Raw genomic sequence first — 15,388 nt, forward strand, 5'->3', positions numbered from 1 at the left:
TAATTTACAATTTAATCTAATCCCAATTATAGCATAAGTCCCCAACGCTTCACTAGATTTTGCTATCCTATTAGGATTTTCTACCTATCTATTTTGAACTTTAACTACTGGAGGTTTTTGCATGACGGAACCAATCAACACTTTAATCACCGCACAACTCGACGCTTTGCTCCACGGTGAAACGAACCTCACGGCCAACTTGGCCAACGCTTCAGCCCTTTTAAAGCAAACCGTTGCAGACATCAACTGGGCTGGCTTTTACCTCTACCAACCCCAAACTGATGATTTAATCCTCGGCCCTTTCCAGGGTAACGTCGCCTGCGTGCACATCGAAAACAATCGTGGCGTTTGCGGGACCGCTCTGAGCACCCAAACGACACAACGAATCGCTGACGTCCACCAATTTGCTGGCCACATCGCTTGTGACTCGGCCAGCAACGCCGAAATCGTAGTGCCATTGACTTTAGCCGACGGCACCAAGCTCGGTGTTATGGACATCTATTCCCCATCGATCGACCGTTTCTCAGTCGACGACCAACACGTCTTAGAAGAATTCGCCCGGGTTTTACTCACGCATGTTGACAAAGCCTAAGGTTTCCGGTTATACTGATCGTCGTGTAAAATAATGCAGCAATGGGCGGTAAGCTCGTCAACAGATCATTGCGTTTGAAAGCTCAAGGAGTAACCTGCGGCTGCATAGGGTGAAACTTGCAAAATGATCTGCACGAATACTAAGCCTATAAATGGCCTTATTTTACTCCAAATAAATTTATTGGAGGACTCAATTTATGTCACGTTATACTGGCCCAAGTTGGCGGATTTCTCGTCGTTTAGGGGTTTCCCTTTCCGGCACTGGTAAAGAATTAGCACGGCGTCCTTACGCCCCTGGTGACCACGGTCAAGGCCGTCGTCAAAAGCTTTCCGAATACGGAACGCAATTACGCGAAAAGCAAAAGTTACGGTTCACCTACGGCTTGACGGAACGTCAATTCTACAACCTGTTCAAGCGCGCTGGTAAGATCAAGGAAGGAACCCACGGGACTAACTTCATGATCTTACTCGAACGTCGTTTAGACAACGTGGTTTACCGTTTAGGTTTGGCAACGACTCGTCGTCAAGCTCGTCAATTGGTTAACCATGGTCACATCACTGTTGATGGCAAGCGTGTGGACATTCCTTCATACGAAGTTGAAGTTGGCCAAGTGGTCAGCGTTCGCGAAAAGTCCAAGGACTTAGCCGTTATCAAGGGTGCCGTTGAAGCCGTTGTGGGTCGCCCACAATACGTTGACTTCAACGCTGACAAGTTGGAAGGTTCATTAACTCGGTTCCCACAACGTGAAGAACTCGATGCTGAACTCGATGACTCCTTAATCGTTGAATACTACAACCGTTAATTAACGCGAGGTTTAGTCCTCACTTTAACGGCTGGCGACCCTGTTGGGTACGCTAAAAAGACATCTCCGCTGATTGGCGGGGATGTTTTTTTGCGTGAAATTATCCCCACAAAAAAACTCCCATGTATTCCACCACATGGGAGCTCCTGATAATCTTGATTCGGCGTATTAGGTTCCCCGGTACATTGGCGGGGTTCCTATGACTTAGTTTAGCAGCTTAGCGGCACTAATGAGGCCCAAACGCAAAATTTCTATTTAGGACTTCGTCAACTGCGTCAGCTAGCCAAGTTTACCCCAAAAGTGCCCGGTACAACGGGATTAACGCCGCCAACGTGGCCTGAATCGTTTGGAGTTGGCGCGCTGCGTGACCGGTAAAGAAAGCCGACCCCCGAGGAAACGTCCGCCCCACCAGCCACTCGGCGTGGGGGTGGCGTTGTGCCGTCATCAGTTGTTGCGCACCGGTCAAGGTCAACGGCTGGTGATCCGTCTTATCCGTATGATCTATGGCCCACTCAAAATTAGCGGGCAACGCGGTCAACAACTCAGTCGAAACCCGAGCTACCGTGGCCTGCCGCTGGCGAACTTCTTGGAGAACGACCAGCCAGATGAACAACCGGTCGTCCCACAGACCCAGTTCTAAGTGCGGTAACATTTTGTATCCCCGTTTGGACGTGCTCCACGCGACCCAGGTATCCGGTGGTGGGTTCTTACTACGACGGCGGTGTTGGGCAACATGAGCGTACACCGGTCCGCCAATCGTTGCCAACTGCGGTTGCACGGCCGTCACGGTCGCCATGAATTTCGGGTCGATTTGGGTCTTGATTTTCTCCAATCGTCCCGCCAACGTGGTGTCGTTGAAAATGTCAAAGTCACTGTTCAGGTACATCCCAGCACCTCCTAGTACTGCTTGCTCGTGATTACATGTTATACTAATGCCACTACGTTGAAAAGAGGGATTAACATGTCGGATAAGAGTTCGATGGAACAACATATGGATGCAGCCATGTATGGCACGCCTAAGGTTAAACCTGACGAACAGCGGCGTTATCTCGGAACTTTCCGGGAACGGGTCTCACTTGCGATGACCATTGCGGAAGTCGTGGATCATCAAAACTTATCAGCTTTCATTACCGAGATTACCGCACACCCGGATTACCAGGTTATTTTAAACGGTCACATCGACCAAAGCGACTTGGGCCCCTACCTCAAAGTGGCGAGTCAGCACAACGTCCAGTTCACGATTCGTCAAGATACCATTTATGGCATCAATGACAGTGACTATGGCCTTATCGTAGCTAGTGATACGGCTATTAATCAGTCGCCAATCGATTTGACCAAGAAGTACCCTGACGACACGACCACACAAGCAAACGATGCGGACGACACATCTAAGAAAACTAGCTGGTTGGGCCGCTTGCTTGACCATTAACGTCCAGTTCATAAAGGAGTTTTTAAATTTTGGCACAACCTTTAGCCTACCGGATGCGGCCCCAACGCCTCGAAGACGTCGTGGGCCAACAGGATTTAGTTGGCCCCGGCAAGATCATTGCCCGGATGGTCAGCGCTAAGCTCCTGTCGTCCATGATCTTATACGGCCCACCCGGTACCGGAAAAACGAGCATTGCCAGTGCGATTGCCGGCTCGACCAAGTACGCTTTTCACAAGCTGAACGCCGCGACCGATTCTAAAAAGGATCTCCAAGTCGTCGCCGAAGAAGCCAAGATGAGTGGCACCGTGATCTTACTGCTCGACGAAATCCACCGGCTCGATAAAACTAAACAGGACTTCCTGTTGCCCCACCTTGAAAGCGGGCGCATCATCCTAATCGGGGCAACCACCGAGAACCCCTACTTAAACATCAACCCGGCCATTCGGAGCCGAACCCAGATCTTTGAGGTGCATCCCCTGACCCACGCTGATATCGTGACCGCCTTAACACGGGCATTACACGATAACGACCGGGGTCTGGGCAAACTCCCCTTAGATGTAGCAGCTGACGCCCTGGACTTCATGGCGGATGCGACCAACGGTGATTTACGGAGCGCCTTGAATGGCCTGGAGCTAGCCGCCCAGTCCACGCCACCAACTGCCGATGACGACCGAATCCACGTGACTTTAGCTATCGCCGAAGAATGTTTCCAACGTAAGGCCTTGGTCGGTGACAAGCATGGCGACGCCCATTATGACGTCATCTCCGCGTTTCAAAAGTCGATTCGGGGTAGCGATACCGACGCGGCGTTGCATTACCTGGCCCAACTGGTGGCCGCCGGTGACCTGCCGTCGATTTGTCGACGACTCATGGTCATTGCTTACGAAGACGTGGGGATGGCCAACCTTCCAGCAGCGGCACGGACCGTTCAAGCCGTCCACGCTGCCCAACAGTTGGGTCTTCCTGAAGGCCGGATTCCCTTAGCCGATGCAGTCATCGACCTCTGCCTGTCGCCAAAATCCAACTCAGGGATCAGCGCCATCGACGCCGCCTTAGACGATGTCAGCAACGGTCACAGTGGCGTCGTCCCCGATCACTTGAAGGATGCCCACTATGCCGGCGCCAAGCAGTTGGGTCACGGGACTAACTATCAGTTTCCCCACGATTTCCCCAATGATTGGGTCGCGCAACAATACCTCCCGGACACCTTACGGCACGCACAATACTACCACCCTAAGGCCAACGGGCGCTTCGAACAAAAGCTGGGTGAACAGTACCGGCGCCTGCGGCAAGCGAACAAGCCTGAGCGTTGATATTTAAATATTTATATGCTAAGATACAAGTGATTCTAAGGTGTACGTGTTGTCTTACTACAAGTTGCCGAACAAGTAATTCTTATAAGGGATCGCCAATGATAACGCCTATGACAGGCCTTTTCACTTGGTAGTCAGAATCGTTATCTCGCTTTCCCCCCTGCATTGTCATCGCGGGTCAACATGACTGGACAATTAACGGCACCACTTAGAACATCAAAGCCCCGTGCTTTGAGGACCATTCCTTTGAGTGGTCCTTTTCTTTTGGGCTTAACTCCCGCTTGCGGTTTCGTCGGCGTCCTAGTAAACTAGTGCTCAGTCGCACCCATGCGGTGTCAAGGAGGAAATGTGTTGTGTTAATCACCATACTTATGATTTGCTACACCCTATTATCTTTTGGTATCGGCTGGTACTTTTACAGTCACCGGCGCCGAGCCTTTTTAGTCTTTCATCCCGAAAGTACCCCAGCCTTAAGTCACGTCCTCAGTTGGGGGGGCATCATCCTCATGATTATCGGTCTCATCGCTGCCGTAGCTACCATCATGAACAACTTCGTTTTCATCTCGATCATCTTGCTGGTGGGGGTCATTGCCATCATCAGCTTACAATTGATTTTGGTCCATTGGTTCCCTAAAGGTGAGTAACCGGTTACAAATTTTGCCGCTTTTTTTGCCATTTTACTTTTTATTTCAACGCAAATAACGTATCATGAAAGTATCAAGTAATGAGAGGTGAACATATATGTTACAACAATACAAGCACATTTTAGTCCCAGTTGATGGCTCCTACGAGGCGGAATTAGCCTTCAAAAAAGCCGTGGCCGTGGCTAAGCGTAACGATGCTGATTTACATCTCGTTCACGTTGTCGATACCCGCGCTTTCCAAAACATCTCGAGCTTCGATACCAGTATGGTGGAACAAGTGACCGAGACGGCAAAGAAGACGCTCGATAAGTACATCTCAGATGCCAAGGCGGAAGGCCTCGAAAAAGTGGACTACGCCATCGAATACGGAGCGCCTAAGACCATCATTGCCCGCGACGTGCCGCGCGACAACGATACCGATTTGATCATGATTGGGGCCACCGGGTTAAACGCGGTGGAACGGCTCTTAATTGGATCCGTAACCGAATACGTGACTCGAACCGCTATTTGCGATGTGATTGTGGTCCGGACCGACTTGAACAACAAGCCGGCCAAAACCACCATTGCCAACCAAGAGTAATTCTTAACCAAGCCATTATCCGAGTCCGGGAGTCTTCCCGGGCTCTTTTTTTGTTACTAACGGTCTTCCGTCACTCGTTAGTGGCTGATTTTTCACGGTCTTTTTTTGTATCATCTTGGATTTGCCATGGTCATGACCATGCCCTGAATAACTTAAAAAGTGCACCACCTTCAAATGGTTTTTCCATTTAAAGGCGGTGCACTTTAACGTCTTGTTTCAAAATTTGTAAATTACTATCACACCGTTTAAGCGGACTGTCCTAGTTCCGCCTAAGAAGCCCAACGTCTACTAGGAGGTTGGCAACACAGAGCATAACGATCAAAACTAACCGACGCCCCAGTGTAAAATAGATGATGATCGAGTACACCCCCACTACGACCATATTCAACCAAATATTATTGACTATATTTAGATGGGTTCGATAGAAATTATCTAAGTGTTCTGTTCCAAACCACATCGAGAACACGAAGAGTAGCCACCATAAGCCCCATAAATCGATAGTTTCACCCCTTACTTATTGAGGTTGATTCAACTACCGCTCTAATCGGTTAAAATGGACCCCGTGGTCCGACCTAAACGCTGCTGTAGGGCTTCGTTGTGGGTCACCACAGCCAGCGTCTTAGCAATCTCCAGACTCTGCTTAGCCGCAGCCGTTGCCAACAAGGCTTGTTCCGCTTGCCCCTTCAATTCGTACAAAACATCGATTAAGTATAAGGAATCTTCTTGCTTTACCAACCGCAAAGCGGCATCCACGTTTTCGTTGACCAGTTGGGGTTGTTCCAATTGTGTGTATAATTGTGCAATCCGGTAACGGGCCCAAATCAAGCGTTTGAACTCCCCTTCCTCATGCCACTCGTAACCATCTAAGTAAGCCATGGCTTCGCGTAAGTAATAGTGAACCTGGTCGTACTCCTTACGGTCAACGTAGGCTAAGGCCATCCCTAAGTTGCTGACGATAGCGTACAGGTCCCATGGCATCCGGTAAGACCGGTGTAACAATAAGTTGAAGTGGAAAATCGCTTCGTCCGTCCGTTGCCGCGAGAAGATCTCCACGAAACCCCGGAAATAGTGGTAGCGTTCCCGGTCAAAGGAATTCTGGATGCTCGCCAAATCGATTTGGACCAGAATCCGGTCGGCGCCATGAAAGTCGCCGAAGCGCAAGGCCCGCGATAAACGGCTGAATTGCTCGTCTAATCCGTTCCCCATTCCGGTCAAGACATCTTCAAACGAAATATTCAGTCGACGACAAATTTCCAAAATGATTTTGATACTTGGTACCTTATTCTTTTTCTCCATCAGACTAACCGTGGCCTGCGTGCAGATGCCTTCAGCCAATTCCTGCTGCGATAAATTCTTTTGCTTGCGGTATTGTTTGAGCTTGTCCCCTAGTAAGCGCATCTCATATCTCCTCTTAAGTCAGTTCTAATCCTCAGCATTGATGATAAAGACGAACCTTTCTTTAAAAATCGATTAATATATTCGGTAACCTTTTTCATACCCCGTCACCGATATTCCCATCAACGATCCCCAATCTCTTTATCATTAATTCTTATAATAAGTGATTTATGAGGAAACACAAGCAATTTACCGCTTTATTAATGAACTTTAATCTGTCTATACCATTTTATCATTTTTTTGTTAACCGCCCGATTCACACAACTATCGTTTACCGAATATTTTATTAATGTTCGTATTTTATCCATTTAGTCAATTACTTGATAATTCAAATATAGCTTAAGGTAAAGTTGGCCACAATCGCCCAGAACACCCGATTAGGGCGTTGGGCCACTACCCGTTGTAAGCGCCCGGCTTGGTCCGTAATCTGGCCATCGACCCCTAAGGCCCACGCCCGACTCATCGCTGTCGTGGCGTCCGGCGTCCACAAATACGTTGCGGCGCCCTGCCGATGGGCTGCCAAGATGAACTGATCACTGAGCGAACGTTGCTGAAACGAATAAAAATCTGCTGGGACCGAGGCTGGATCCACCCAATTAAAGGGCGTGATGAACCCCACCCGCAACCGGGGCGCAACCCGGCGTAATTGCGCCACCACTCGGTAATCTAGCGAATGCACGGCCGAATGGTCTCGTCGTAAGCGTGCCCCGTACAAGTGAGCGAACCGCCGCACCATCCCCCGCGAATCCGTTGGGGTGGTCTTGAGCTCGACCAATAGCGGCTGGTGAAGCCGTTCAGCCGTCTTCAAATATTTTGGCCAACTCACTAGACGCCCACGTTGGCCATTTTCTCGCAATGTCAGCCCGCTAAGTTGAGCTTGGGTCAACTGGTGCGGCGTCACGTTACGATGCGCGAGGGTCTTTAAATTTTCATCATGGAGGACGACCCAGCGATGGTCCCGGGTCTCGTGCAGATCCATTTCCACGTATTGGGGGTGGAGCCGCTTGGTGTGACGCAACGCGCCTAACGTATTTTGAACCCCCACACCAGCATCCAATCCCCGGTGACTGATGACCGTGGTCGCTAAAAAACGGGGCATCTGCCAAGCCTGCACGATGACCGCCCCACTGATCACGACCCAAACTAACACCAGACCACCCAGTGACCACCGTGAGCGTTGCATCCGCGGTACTGCCACCGCAGGCTGACCACACCAACACCAAATAAGGGTGACCGTGCCTAAGAGACTCGCCATGGTATATCCCGCTAAGATGAGGCTTAAAGACCCCAACGCAAACGCCGTCGCACCACTCGGCGATAGCCACTGATCAACGGCCCAGTTACCAACCACTAAGGCCCCGCTCATCATCCCCCAACTTAGCATCAGACCAGCTAACCAGCCCAGTCCTTGAAGCATCTGTCGGGGCGTGCCAATAACAGTCGTCAACCGCCAATGCTGCGGTCCCCAAATCAGGCTGTACGCCACTAAGACCAGGTAGACGACGGCAACGGCCCCCAATAACGGGTGACGGTACAGGCTGATGTCGTTGACCCACGCAGCAGGTAATTTGAGACGAACTAAGAAGCGGCTGCCTAAACCCCACAAGCCCCAGGGTAAAGCGAGTCCTACTAGACTGACCAACAGGCCCGACCAGGCCAGTCCCACGCGCCAACCGCGCTGAAAGAACGGCGTGGCACGATAGCTTTGGGCAACTTGGCGGAATTGCCAAACCACATTAGCCAATAAGAGGACTACTAAGGCCACCTGGCCAACAGCCCAGCCGGGAAACTGACCGCACCATCGCAATAAGCCCAGTTCCAAAATAAGGCCGGCCCAGCCCCATGTTAACCGCGGCGTCAGCATCCCCACGCGCCAAACCGCTTTTAGTTCTCGCCATCGTATCACCCTAAAGACTCCCCTCCACAAAAAAAGCCGATGAGTCCGCCAAAGCGTCTCACCGACTCAAACTCTCAATCTACTGTTGTTTCTTTAACTTGTACGTCGAAGCGGCCGAGTGGTTATCCAACGGGACAAAGTCGTAAGCTAATTGGTCCTGGCGTTTAAATTCTGCTAGTGCTAAATCAATCAAACGGTCGATCAATTCAGTATAGCTGATGCCAGAAGCCTCCCACAATTGTGGATACAAACTAATGTTGGTGAAACCAGGCAAGGTATTGACTTCACCCACGTACGGCACACCGTCCTTGGAAACCAGATAGTCGATGCGGGCCATCCCCTTAAGGCCTAAGGCAACGTATGTCTGTAGACCCATCGTGGTGATTTCCGTCGTCAACTTTTCAGGCAACTTCACGGGAACCTCGAAGGTCACCCCACTGGCGTCCACGAACTTGTTATTGTAATCGTAGAAAACGTCCTTTTCTGGGACCCGAATCGCCCCGAGCTTGGACGCTTGGGGATGCTCGTTACCCAAAATGGAAATCTCGACTTCTTGTAAGCCCGCAATGGTCTCCTCGACTAACACCTTGTAATCGTACCGGAAAGCATCTTCTAGCCCCTCCAGATACTCCTGTTCGTTGCTAGCCTTATGAATACCGACCGAAGAGCCTTGGTTGGCGGGCTTGATGAAGACATCCTGGCCCAACTGCGCTTTGACCGTGGCGTAATCGTAGTTTTCCCGGTTTGCCGGCGTGACCACCACATACTTGGTGTTGCGGATGCCGTTCGCCGTCAAGACCTGCTTCGTGCGGTCCTTATCAAAGGACGTGGCCGATGCCAAGACGTCACTACCAACATAGGGTTTTTTCAACAACCGGAAAAGCCCCTGGATAGTCCCGTCTTCACCCAAATTACCATGAATAATCGGGAAGAACACATCAATATCCTTTGCTTCAGAGAGATTCCAAATGGGTGCCAATGGGTTTGCCGGGTCAACTTGGGCCTGTTCCTCCGCGGCAACTTGCGCCTCATCTTCGCCGTCAAAAACGCGCCGAGAAGCTGCGTCACTCAGGACGAAACCGTCGCGGGTCAGTAAGAATAAACTCACAGCATAGCGGGTCTTGTCCATTGCATCGTAAATGTTACGAGCAGAGCGTTTCGAAACGTCGTGCTCGGAGGAATTACCACCGAATAATAAACCGACGTGTAACTTGTTTTTTTCCATGATGTCACTCATCCTAACGTGTGTATTTCGGTTAGCCTTCAGTATACCATTTCCCTCTGAATATTAGAATAATTTTATGCTATAAAACCATCCGGCGCATCAAATTATCTTGGATGCGTTTGGGGAGATCTAACTGAAAACACAGGTCCCCAGCCAGTCGGCGACCATTAAACATGAGGTTCCACCGGCTAGTGTTACTATCTTCAAGGCTTGGAAAGCCACCTAAATCTGGCCATTGATTTAAAGCGTCAAGGAGTGCTGATTCGTAAAGGACATTTCGATTAGCCAAAGTCGTCAAATACGAACTAATCTGGGTCAATTCTCCGTTGTACAAGGGCGTTTTCAGCTGCTTTAGGCGTTCAAACAAAATTACCATCAAGAAAATCTTATCGGCTCGTGGTAACCAATCCCCCGCCCCCAAGCGATCCATCAAAAAAGCCATCTCACTAAAGGTCGTCAACTGGCCACTGTGCGTGACAAACCCGCGAGTATCCGTTTCTAAACAAATATAAGTGGCAATTTGGATGACAAAGTGGTCTACATTCAAATGGACGGTCCCGGGATGATTGTTTTCGTATTCCATCACCACCGCCAATAGTCGCGTCGCGGCTGCTCGCCCGAATGCGCCGCGATTGACGGGTTCCAAAATATGATTAAATAAATAATCAGGTCCCAAAAGCTGCAATGCTAACCACCGAAACTGGTCCGCTGATAATACCCCACTATCCACAAACCGAATAAGCGTTGGTAGGGCCAATCCATAGCGGGTCCGATAATCCGTGGACCGTAGGTAGGGTAAGACCAAATCCAAATCGGCTTGAGACACGTGTGTCACGTGATAGTCTTTTGCTATTAACGGCGCCAACCATTCCTCAAGTTGGGCGACATCGGGCGGTAACGTCACGGTCGTCCGCTGCCGCCGACGAGTGTTCAAAATAATATGGCTGACCCGTTGGCCCAACGTCTGGTACACGTTCCCATCGTGTAGCTCATCGCGTAGCTTTTGTAATTGGTCTCGGACAGCAATAATCTGCGCATCCATTTCAATTTTTTTAGTCATCATTTAGCCCCCCACAGCTATTGTCTTACGCGTCCACTTTACCAGTATTAATGACCGGCTGTGATCCCCGCTCATTAATAATCGAAACCATCATGTTATTAATCAATTGAAGCTTTTGGCCGTCAGTTAAATTCAGATCCGTTTCGGCCGTCAAGCGACTGATCGCCCCCTCAGTAATAGAAACCGCCCCTTCAACGATAATTTTTCGGGCCGATAGAATGGCCTGCGACTGTTGCCGCTGGAGCATGGCGGACGCAATTTCTGTGGCGTAAGCCAAGTGCGTTAAGCGGGTCTCAACAATCTTGACCCCGGCCACCGTCAACCGCTCCTGTAACTCCTCGGTCAGATGCGTGGAAACTTCCGTGGGATTGCTACGCAACGTGACGGCCTGTTGGTCATCGAAGTTGTCATAGGCATACTCGGACGCCACGTGCCGGATAGCCGACTCGCTTTGGATCTCCACGAATTGCTCGTAATCTTCCACGGAAAAGAGAGCCTTACTGGTATCGACTACCTTAAAAACAATCACCGCTGCAATCTCTACGGGATTCCCTTGTAAGTCGTTGACCTTGAGGATCGTACTGTTGAAGTTGCGCACCCGCAAGGAGACCGTGGTCTTGTTAGTCAAAGGCACCGTCAAGTACAAACCGGCTTCGCGAATCGTCCCGATGTACCGGCCAAAAAACGTCAGCACCTTCGACTGGTTAGGACTCACAATCGTGAGACTGCTGGCTCCTAAGATAGCGATTACAATCAAGAGTACACCCAGGACCCCTAAGGCCCGCGAGCCCGCTGTTAGAAACAGGCAGTAGCCCCCACCAGCCAACAAGGCCAGGACCAGAATCAACCCTAAGTAGCCATTAATGTGAAACACGTTTTTCTCCGTCATGTGACCCATTCCTTTCAACACCCTATATTTTACCGGCCAACCGCTTTTAAACGATACTATTAGGCCTTCAATTAACCGGTGACCGTGCCAACTGCCTCGTTAAAGAGGCTAGCACTTTTCAACTCCATTATACCTGACTTAGTAGGTCCCACAAAGTCGCCCAACTAAAACGACGGGGCAAGCCAATTAGGGCTTGTCCCGTCGTTTTATGTAGAAGTCGTTTAATTAAGCTTCCGGATGTCTTAAGAATTAATATTCTTGAACATCAACAAACCAAGCAGCATCTGCATCGCTGCCATTTAACGCATCAAAGCTATCGGCTAAAGCGGGGTTGACTGCCGTGACCTTACCCGTAACTGGGCTAGGAATATCGGAAACAGCTTTGTCGGCTTCAACGTTCAACAAGTTGTCGCCCTTCTTTACTTGGTCGCCAACGGCTGGTAACTTAGCGAACTTGATGGTCCCTAATTCGTCTTGACCCTCAGTTGTCAAACCAATCCGGGTCCCATCAGCGGTGGCCTTCGTCCAGAAATACTTTACCATTTCACTCATAATGCAAAAGCTCCTTTATTTAAACGATTCGTTACGACTAAACATGTAACTCTTATAATGATACCGCATTGACATAATTAATCCAATCCCAATCAGATTTCCAATCAACGCCGACCCCCCTTGACTCACGAAGGGTAATGGAATCCCAGTCAGGGGCAACAGCCCAATACTCATCCCGATATTTTCGAACACGTGGAAGAGAATCATCATGATGACCCCCGTCGAGATATAAGCATAGAAGACGTTTTTCGTATCGAACGTGACCCGAATCATTTGGTAGATCAACAGGAAGTACAGGAAAATCAGCACACAACCACCAATAAACCCAAAATTTTCACCAATGACGGAGAAAATCATATCGGACTCCCGCACGGGCACGTAAACGTGTGACGTGTTGAACCCGGTCCCAAAGATACCGCCAGAACCAACGGCCTTCATACTCTGCCAGAGTTGGTATCCCTGGTCAGACGTATCGGCTGAAGGATGTAACCAGGTGTCGACCCGAGAGAATTGGTAAGATTGGAACCCGACCTTCTCCAAAATTTTTCGACCCCAACCAGTCGTCACCAGCGTCAGGGCGGTCCCCCCGATAACAGCAATCAAACTAAATGATGGGACTAAAATTTTCCAGGTCACACCAGAAACTAAGATGACGCCCCCAGCAATGGCGAAGAACACTAACATCGTACCGAAGTCGTTTTGAAGTTTCAAGGCAACGGCCACCGGAATGGTCCATAAGATAACTTTCCCAATCAACCGCCAATCGGAATTAAACGTGTGGACCGGAAAATTATTATTATGGTCCGCTACGACCCGCGCCAACATCAAGATGAAGGCCGGTTTCATCACTTCAGAGGGCTGGAAGGTCAACGACCCAATCGCAAACCAACTTCGCGCCCCGGTATTAGCATAGTACGACCGGCTGTAAAAAATCAGCACGGCGAAAAGCAGAAAAAGCCCAATCCCGTAAAGTAACGGGGCAACTTTCCACAACTGTTCAGAATCAAACTGCATGATAATGATAATGGCCACGGTCCCAATCACATACCAGACCAATTGAGACACGACGGCCGAGGTCACACTGGTCGCACTCGAATCGTGCGTTGCCGCAACATAAATCGACGCCAACCCAATCAAGGCCAACATCAACACGCAAAAGATAATCCCCCAATCGATTCGGGAATCCACCTCGTCTTGCTGTCTCGTCGCATTTTTTGCCACAATAAATTGCTCCTTAATCAAACTCATATTTTGTTTCAATTATAAAGGCCGTAGGGAAAACGTGAACTGCCCCTACGGCCAATTTTACCAAAAATTATTATCCGCGGTGCAAATGATAGTCCCGCAATAACACTTCGACACCTTCGTCAACGGTCTTGACGTGGTAAACGTCACCATCCGTTAACTGAGCGGCAAAGCGGCCCTCTAAGGGTTGGACCGTGCCGATGGTTTCTTTGCCAATCTTTAAAACGGACATCGTTTCCCCGTTTGGTAACTTTTGCTCATCCACGGTGACCTGCACCGCTTTTTCTCGTTTGCTCATGCCGATTTCTCCTTTTACTTAATCGTGGGTTGCGACTTATCTAAGCCCATTTTTTGGCGATAAGCGCGCTCTGCCGCGACGTTGCGCCGCAGGGTGAAATGATCAGGAACTGGGTCGATGCCACCACGAACCAAGGGATGGCACCGTAAGATCCGGGCCAAGCCCATTAGTCCTCCTTTCACCGCACCGTGTTTGGTCAACGCCTGCAACATATACGTTGAACAGGTGGGATAGTACCGACAGGTCGGTGGAAATAGTGGCGAGATCCAGCGCTGATAGCCCCGGACCAGCAACATTAATAAACGACGCATCAGTTCATCCCCCCTGACTAAAGAGTCTAGTTGTTTTGTTTAGCCGTCTTGGTGTTCATGTGCTCTAGTAAGACACCGGCACCCTTGGCCACGTTATCCAACGGATCTTCTGAGATGATGACGGGGACCGTCAGTCGTTGGGAGAAGAGCTTGTCGATACCGTCTAACAAAGCGCCCCCACCGGTCAGCATGATGCCCCGGTCGATGATGTCAGAGGCCAATTCTGGCGGTGTCGTCTCTAATACGGACTTAGCGGCTTCAACGATTTGGTCCACGGAGTCATGAATGGCTTCTTCAACTTCCGTGGCCGTGATTGTGGTCTCGGTCGGCATCCCCGAAACGGAATCCCGTCCCCGAACGGCCATGGTCTTGTCATCGTTACCTGGCTCGGGGTAAGCCGTCCCAATCTTGATTTTAATGGTTTCGGCCGTCCGTTCCCCAATGATCAAATTATGTTTGTGCTTAAGGAAGTTGACGATTTCCGAGTTCATCCGGTCACCAGCCACCCGAATAGAGCGACTTGAGACGACGTCACCCAACGACAAGATGGCGATATCACTGGTTCCACCACCCATGTCGATGACCATGTTGCCACTTGGCTTGAAGATGTCCATGCCGGCACCTAACGCTGCGACTTTCGGTTCAGCTTCCAAGTAGACCTTGGCGCCACCCGACTTTTCAGCCGCCTGAATGATAGCCTTCCGTTCGATTTCCGTAATGTTGGTTGGCGCACAAATCATGATGTTGGGCTTGGACAAAAAGCCCTTCACACTCAACTTATTAATAAAGTAAGATAGCATGGCTTCGGTGATGTCGAAATCAGAAATGACCCCGTCCTTTAACGGCCGAATCGCCCGAATATTGCCGGGTGTCCGTCCCACCATTCGGTAGGCTTCAGACCCCACCGCCAATACTTTATCGGTCTTCGTGTCAATCGCGACCACGGATGGTTCGTTCAATACGATACCCTTGCCGACCACGTAAATTAAAACGTTCGCAGTCCCCAGATCAATTCCAATGTCTTTCGCCATACTGTTGTTTCCTCCTGATTTTATGCCAATTTTCAACATTTTATTATACCATACTCCACCCAAACTCTAAACGGTTTGTCAAGGCTAACTTGAGCCACCGCCCCATCATAATAAAAGGGGACCTA

At 49.9% G+C, this 15,388-nt stretch carries 17 protein-coding genes; 6 read left to right on the plus strand and 11 right to left on the minus strand.

Features of this window, described 5'->3' with window-relative positions; genetic code table 11:
- Positions 1-121 precede the first annotated feature (121 nt).
- Both DXH47_RS01355 and rpsD read left to right on the plus strand, forming a co-directional pair.
- The gene (locus tag DXH47_RS01355; RefSeq protein ID WP_129031294.1) at positions 122-592 is read left to right on the plus strand and encodes a GAF domain-containing protein; all 471 of its coding nucleotides are present in this window, start codon (positions 122-124) and stop codon (positions 590-592) included.
- A gap of 196 nt (positions 593-788) precedes the next feature.
- Entirely contained in the window at positions 789-1,394 is a 606-nt protein-coding gene (gene rpsD, locus DXH47_RS01360) for a 30S ribosomal protein S4 (protein ID WP_129031295.1), read from the plus strand.
- Positions 1,395-1,683: 289 nt separating this feature from the next.
- Here the strand turns inward: rpsD and DXH47_RS01365 are convergent, their stop codons facing one another.
- Positions 1,684-2,280 carry a DUF1054 family protein gene (locus DXH47_RS01365; RefSeq protein WP_129031296.1) on the minus strand — a complete coding sequence of 199 codons (597 nt, stop codon included), beginning with the start codon at positions 2,278-2,280 and terminating at the stop codon, positions 1,684-1,686.
- A 75-nt stretch (positions 2,281-2,355) separates the two neighbouring features.
- Between DXH47_RS01365 and DXH47_RS01370 the strand changes: the two genes are divergently transcribed.
- The 4 genes from DXH47_RS01370 to DXH47_RS01385 all read left to right on the plus strand — a co-directional run bounded on the left by DXH47_RS01370 (position 2,356) and on the right by DXH47_RS01385 (position 5,360).
- Complete coding sequence (locus DXH47_RS01370; RefSeq protein ID WP_129031297.1) at positions 2,356-2,823, plus strand: YueI family protein; 468 nt, start codon at positions 2,356-2,358, stop codon at positions 2,821-2,823.
- Between the two features lie 29 nt (positions 2,824-2,852).
- Positions 2,853-4,136, plus strand: a complete 1,284-nt coding sequence (locus DXH47_RS01375) for a replication-associated recombination protein A (protein ID WP_129031298.1) — start codon at positions 2,853-2,855, stop codon at positions 4,134-4,136.
- 353 nt (positions 4,137-4,489) lie between these two features.
- Positions 4,490-4,780, plus strand: coding sequence for a hypothetical protein (locus DXH47_RS01380; protein WP_129031299.1), 291 nt, complete (start codon positions 4,490-4,492; stop codon positions 4,778-4,780).
- Between the two features lie 97 nt (positions 4,781-4,877).
- Complete coding sequence (locus DXH47_RS01385; RefSeq protein ID WP_129031300.1) at positions 4,878-5,360, plus strand: universal stress protein; 483 nt, start codon at positions 4,878-4,880, stop codon at positions 5,358-5,360.
- A gap of 540 nt (positions 5,361-5,900) precedes the next feature.
- Here DXH47_RS01385 and DXH47_RS01390 read toward each other — a convergent pair.
- The 10 genes from DXH47_RS01390 to mreB form a co-directional block, all read right to left on the minus strand.
- Entirely contained in the window at positions 5,901-6,758 is an 858-nt protein-coding gene (locus DXH47_RS01390; RefSeq protein ID WP_129031301.1) for a helix-turn-helix transcriptional regulator, read from the minus strand.
- A 325-nt stretch (positions 6,759-7,083) separates the two neighbouring features.
- Entirely contained in the window at positions 7,084-8,661 is a 1,578-nt protein-coding gene (locus DXH47_RS01395) for a glycerophosphodiester phosphodiesterase (RefSeq protein WP_129031302.1), read from the minus strand.
- Between the two features lie 70 nt (positions 8,662-8,731).
- Complete coding sequence (locus DXH47_RS01400; RefSeq protein ID WP_129031303.1) at positions 8,732-9,877, minus strand: D-alanine--D-alanine ligase family protein; 1,146 nt, start codon at positions 9,875-9,877, stop codon at positions 8,732-8,734.
- 79 nt (positions 9,878-9,956) lie between these two features.
- Complete coding sequence (locus DXH47_RS01405) at positions 9,957-10,937, minus strand: DUF2785 domain-containing protein (protein ID WP_170954921.1); 981 nt, start codon at positions 10,935-10,937, stop codon at positions 9,957-9,959.
- Between the two features lie 25 nt (positions 10,938-10,962).
- Positions 10,963-11,826, minus strand: a complete 864-nt coding sequence (locus DXH47_RS01410; RefSeq protein WP_129031305.1) for an SPFH domain-containing protein — start codon at positions 11,824-11,826, stop codon at positions 10,963-10,965.
- Positions 11,827-12,075: 249 nt separating this feature from the next.
- Positions 12,076-12,378, minus strand: a complete 303-nt coding sequence (locus tag DXH47_RS01415; protein ID WP_129031306.1) for a glycine cleavage system protein H — start codon at positions 12,376-12,378, stop codon at positions 12,076-12,078.
- Between the two features lie 15 nt (positions 12,379-12,393).
- Positions 12,394-13,599, minus strand: a complete 1,206-nt coding sequence (locus DXH47_RS01420) for an FtsW/RodA/SpoVE family cell cycle protein (protein WP_225423476.1) — start codon at positions 13,597-13,599, stop codon at positions 12,394-12,396.
- A gap of 97 nt (positions 13,600-13,696) precedes the next feature.
- The gene (locus DXH47_RS01425; protein WP_129031308.1) at positions 13,697-13,921 is read right to left on the minus strand and encodes a DUF2969 domain-containing protein; all 225 of its coding nucleotides are present in this window, start codon (positions 13,919-13,921) and stop codon (positions 13,697-13,699) included.
- 14 nt (positions 13,922-13,935) lie between these two features.
- On the minus strand, positions 13,936-14,232 hold the full coding sequence (yidD, locus tag DXH47_RS01430; protein ID WP_129031309.1) for a membrane protein insertion efficiency factor YidD: 297 nt from the start codon (positions 14,230-14,232) through the stop codon (positions 13,936-13,938).
- Between the two features lie 26 nt (positions 14,233-14,258).
- Positions 14,259-15,263 carry a rod shape-determining protein gene (gene mreB / locus DXH47_RS01435; protein WP_129031310.1) on the minus strand — a complete coding sequence of 335 codons (1,005 nt, stop codon included), beginning with the start codon at positions 15,261-15,263 and terminating at the stop codon, positions 14,259-14,261.
- Positions 15,264-15,388 lie beyond the last annotated feature (125 nt).

The sequence above is a fragment of the Levilactobacillus suantsaii genome (genome assembly GCF_004115745.1).
GTDB lineage: Bacteria > Bacillota > Bacilli > Lactobacillales > Lactobacillaceae > Levilactobacillus > Levilactobacillus suantsaii.

Coding starts and splice junctions, on each gene's coding strand:
- mreB (WP_129031310.1), bottom strand. CDS start 15,263: ATGGCGAAAGACATTGGAATTGATCTGGGGACTGCGAACGTTTTAATT.
- DXH47_RS01410 (WP_129031305.1), bottom strand. CDS start 11,826: ATGACGGAGAAAAACGTGTTTCACATTAATGGCTACTTAGGGTTGATT.
- DXH47_RS01385 (WP_129031300.1), top strand. CDS start 4,878: ATGTTACAACAATACAAGCACATTTTAGTCCCAGTTGATGGCTCCTAC.
- DXH47_RS01390 (WP_129031301.1), bottom strand. CDS start 6,758: ATGCGCTTACTAGGGGACAAGCTCAAACAATACCGCAAGCAAAAGAAT.
- rpsD (WP_129031295.1), top strand. CDS start 789: ATGTCACGTTATACTGGCCCAAGTTGGCGGATTTCTCGTCGTTTAGGG.
- DXH47_RS01370 (WP_129031297.1), top strand. CDS start 2,356: ATGTCGGATAAGAGTTCGATGGAACAACATATGGATGCAGCCATGTAT.
- DXH47_RS01400 (WP_129031303.1), bottom strand. CDS start 9,877: ATGGAAAAAAACAAGTTACACGTCGGTTTATTATTCGGTGGTAATTCC.
- DXH47_RS01425 (WP_129031308.1), bottom strand. CDS start 13,921: ATGAGCAAACGAGAAAAAGCGGTGCAGGTCACCGTGGATGAGCAAAAG.
- DXH47_RS01355 (WP_129031294.1), top strand. CDS start 122: ATGACGGAACCAATCAACACTTTAATCACCGCACAACTCGACGCTTTG.
- yidD (WP_129031309.1), bottom strand. CDS start 14,232: ATGCGTCGTTTATTAATGTTGCTGGTCCGGGGCTATCAGCGCTGGATC.
- DXH47_RS01365 (WP_129031296.1), bottom strand. CDS start 2,280: ATGTACCTGAACAGTGACTTTGACATTTTCAACGACACCACGTTGGCG.
- DXH47_RS01405 (WP_170954921.1), bottom strand. CDS start 10,937: ATGACTAAAAAAATTGAAATGGATGCGCAGATTATTGCTGTCCGAGAC.
- DXH47_RS01415 (WP_129031306.1), bottom strand. CDS start 12,378: ATGAGTGAAATGGTAAAGTATTTCTGGACGAAGGCCACCGCTGATGGG.